This is a genomic window from Arthrobacter sp. Y3225116 (assembly GCF_059091245.1).
The window spans coordinates 1-3,082 of the sequence record NZ_JBNHGL010000296.1 but is presented as its reverse complement, the minus strand read 5'-3'; the positions used below and the strand labels follow the sequence as shown (position 1 = coordinate 3,082).

General features: G+C 70.4%; 4 protein-coding genes and 1 riboswitch. All 4 genes read left to right on the top strand.

What is annotated here, in order from left to right:
* Nucleotides 1-562, top strand: a 562-nt coding sequence (locus tag AC5RV2_RS16350; protein WP_494093209.1) for an RsmB/NOP family class I SAM-dependent RNA methyltransferase, incomplete at its 5' end; no start/stop codon positions are given.
* 53 nt (nt 563-615) lie between these two features.
* Nucleotides 616-1,284, top strand: coding sequence for a ribulose-phosphate 3-epimerase (gene rpe, locus AC5RV2_RS16345; RefSeq protein WP_494093208.1), 669 nt, complete (start codon nt 616-618; stop codon nt 1,282-1,284).
* Nucleotides 1,285-1,366: 82 nt separating this feature from the next.
* Nucleotides 1,367-1,513: riboswitch (FMN riboswitch) on the top strand.
* A gap of 106 nt (nt 1,514-1,619) precedes the next feature.
* Entirely contained in the window at nt 1,620-2,330 is a 711-nt protein-coding gene (gene pnuC / locus AC5RV2_RS16340) for a nicotinamide riboside transporter PnuC (protein WP_494093207.1), read from the top strand.
* Nucleotides 2,327-3,082, top strand: a 756-nt coding sequence (gene ribD, locus AC5RV2_RS16335; protein WP_494093206.1) for a bifunctional diaminohydroxyphosphoribosylaminopyrimidine deaminase/5-amino-6-(5-phosphoribosylamino)uracil reductase RibD, incomplete at its 3' end; no start/stop codon positions are given. The genes pnuC and ribD, both read left to right, overlap by 4 nt.

Below are 3,082 nucleotides of genomic sequence, written 5' to 3'. Positions count from 1 at the left end.
CGAACGGGGCGCCACGCTGCTGGCCAACGAGGTGGCCGAACACCGTGCCGAGCTGGTCCGAAAGGCCCTGGCACCGGTACCGGCCGGGGTGTGGGAGATCCGCACCGGCGACGGCCGCGACGTGGGCGACCTCTATGCCGGACAGTTCGACCGGATCATGGTGGACGCGCCCTGCACCGGGTTGGGGGCCCTGCGCCGCCGCCCGGAGTCGCGGTGGCGCCGGAAGCCCTCCGACGTGGCACAGTTGGGGCCGCTGCAGCGCGAACTGCTCGGCGCGGCCGTCGCCGCCGCAAAGCCGGGCGGCCTGATCGCCTACGTGACGTGCTCCCCGCACCCGGCGGAGACGACGGCGGTGGTCGCCGACATGCTGCGCCGGAACCCCGGGCTGGAACTGCTGGATACCTCCTCCGTCCTCGACGGCGTCAGCCTCCCGGGGCACTTGGAAGCAGGACAACCCGGCGGCGACGCCGTGGGTCGGGCCGGCGGAACGACGGCGCAGCTGTGGCCGCACCGGCACGGCACCGATGCCATGTTCATGGCGCTGCTCCGCCGCACCAACTAGGCCAACACCGGTTCCGACATCCCTCGACACACAGACAGGCAGGCAAGCATCCGATGGCACAGTGCTGCATCAATCCGAGCATCCTCTCGGCCGATTTCGTCAACCTCGAAGCCGAACTGCGGCGCATCAGCACCGCCGATGCCGTGCACGTGGACGTGATGGACAATCATTTCGTGCCGAACCTGACCATCGGGCTGCCGGTGGTGCAGCGGATCCGGGAAGTCAGCAGCCTGCCCCTGGACGCGCACCTGATGATCGCCGATCCGGACCGCTGGGCGCCGGCGTATGCCGAGGCGGGGATCGAATCCGTGACCTTCCATGTGGAAGCGGCGTCGGCCCCGGTCCGGCTGGCCAGGGAGCTGAGGTCCCGCGGGGCCAAGGCGGGCATGGCGCTGAAGCCGGCCACCGCCGTCGAGCCCTATCTGGATTTGCTCCCGGAGATGGACCTCCTGCTGATCATGACGGTCGAGCCGGGCTTCGGCGGGCAGTCGTTCCTGGACGTGACCCTGCCCAAGATCCGCAAGGCCGCCCGCGCCGTGGCGGGTTCGGGGCTCCCGGTGGCGATCCAGGTGGACGGGGGCGTCACCGAAGAGACCATCGTGCGGGCCGCCGAGGCCGGCGCCACCGTCTTCGTCGCCGGATCCGCCGTGTACGGCAAGGCCGATCCGGAGCAGGCCATCGCCTCGCTGCGGGCCGCAGCCGGCCGGCAACCCCATTCCTGAGGCTCCTGTGACCGCTGTTACACGTTGTGACGGGAATGGAACGTGCCACGAGGCAGTTGTGAGAGCATAGTTACGCAAACACAAACGTGCTCCGGGGTCGGTGTAAGTCCGAACCGGCGGTTATAGTCCGCGACCCGCTGCCGAGAGTTCCGCCCGGAACTTCAGGCAGCGGTTGAACCGGTGAAATTCCGGTACCGACAGTTAAAGTCTGGATGGGAGAAGCACGTACAGGTGGCAGCCATGGGGCCACCGGGTACGGTCGATGACCGCAGCCCGAGACCCCCAAGCTTCCGCTCTGTCGTTCCCCGGAGCCGCCGCGGCTCGAAAGGAACGGCATGGATTTTCTGCGGTGGCTCTTTGAAGCCCAGATTCCCGTAGCCGGCAGCGCTCTGCTGCTGCGCGAAGTTCTGGGCAACGTCTTCGGCCTGCTCAGCGCGCTCGGCGGGATGCGCCGGAAGGTGTGGGCCTGGCCCATCGGCATCATCGGCAATGTGTTGCTGCTGACCGTCTTCCTCGGCTCGCTCTTCGGCTCCGCCAATACCGCCAACCTCCTGGGCCAGGCGGGCCGCCAGGTCATGTTCATCGCCGTGGCCGTGTACGGCTGGCGGCGTTGGCGCTCCGCACGCAGCGGCGACGGCCACGCCATCACCCCGCAGTGGGCCGGCGGCAAGGCGCGCCTGGGCCTGGTCGCCGCACTGCTCCTGGGCACCGTCGCACTGACCCCGATCTTCGCGGCCCTCGGCTCCTACGAACCGGTCTGGGCGGATGCCTGGACCTTCGTCGGTTCATTGCTGGCCACCTACGGCATGGCACGCGGCTGGGTCGAGTTCTGGCTGATTTGGGTGGCGGTCGACATTGTGGGCGTACCCCTGCTGTTCAGCGCCGGCTACTACGCCAGCGCCTCCATGTACCTCTTCTACGGCGGCTTCACGCTGGTTGGATTCTTTGTCTGGTGGCGGGCCAACGCACTGGCCAAGCCCGGGGTCGAAACTTTGCATCCCGATCCGCGGATCGGGCGCCCGGCCGACGAGCAGGTGCAGGCGTGACGGGTCAGGCGGCGGTTGGCGCGGCCCGCAATTTTTCGACGGCCGAGCAGCACGGCATGGAGCTTGCGCTGGACGCCGCCCGGCAGGGCGTCCGCGGAGCAAATCCACTCGTCGGCGCCGCCATCATCGACCCGCGGGGCGAGGTGCTCGGCGTCGGGTACCACCGGGGCGCGGGCACACCCCACGCCGAAGTCGATGCGCTGGCCAACGTGCCCCGGGAACGCGCCGCGGACCTGGCGGACTGCACCATGCTGGTCACCCTGGAGCCGTGCAACCACCGCGGCCGCACCGGCCCCTGCTCCGGCGCCATCCTGGACGCGGGCATCGGCTCGCTGGTCTACGCCACGGCCGACCCCACCGAGGCGGCCGCCGGCGGGGCGCGGCGGCTGGCCGAGGCCGGAGTCGCCGTGCGCACCGGGCTGCTGTCGGAGCAGGCGCTGGACCTGAACCATCGCTGGTTTGCGGCCCGGCGGGAAGCCCGGCCGTTCACCACGCTGCACGTCGCGCAGACGGTGGACGGGCTGATTGCCGCGGCAGACGGCACCAGCCAATGGATCACGGGGGAAGAGGCGCGGGCGGACAGCCACGGCATCCGCTCCCGCGCGGACGCCATCATCGCCGGCACCGGAACCATCGCGGCCGACAACCCGCGGCTCACCGCCCGCGACCGGGCCGGACGCGACACCCCCGGCCAGCCGCTGCGCGTGGTGATGGGGCGCCGGAAGGTCCCGGCCGACGCCGCCGTCCGCGGC

What these genes read in the sequence shown, in the direction of transcription:
- rpe (WP_494093208.1), top strand. Translation starts at nt 616, where the DNA reads ATGGCACAGTGCTGCATCAATCCGAGCATCCTCTCGGCCGATTTCGTC.
- pnuC (WP_494093207.1), top strand. Translation starts at nt 1,620, where the DNA reads ATGGATTTTCTGCGGTGGCTCTTTGAAGCCCAGATTCCCGTAGCCGGC.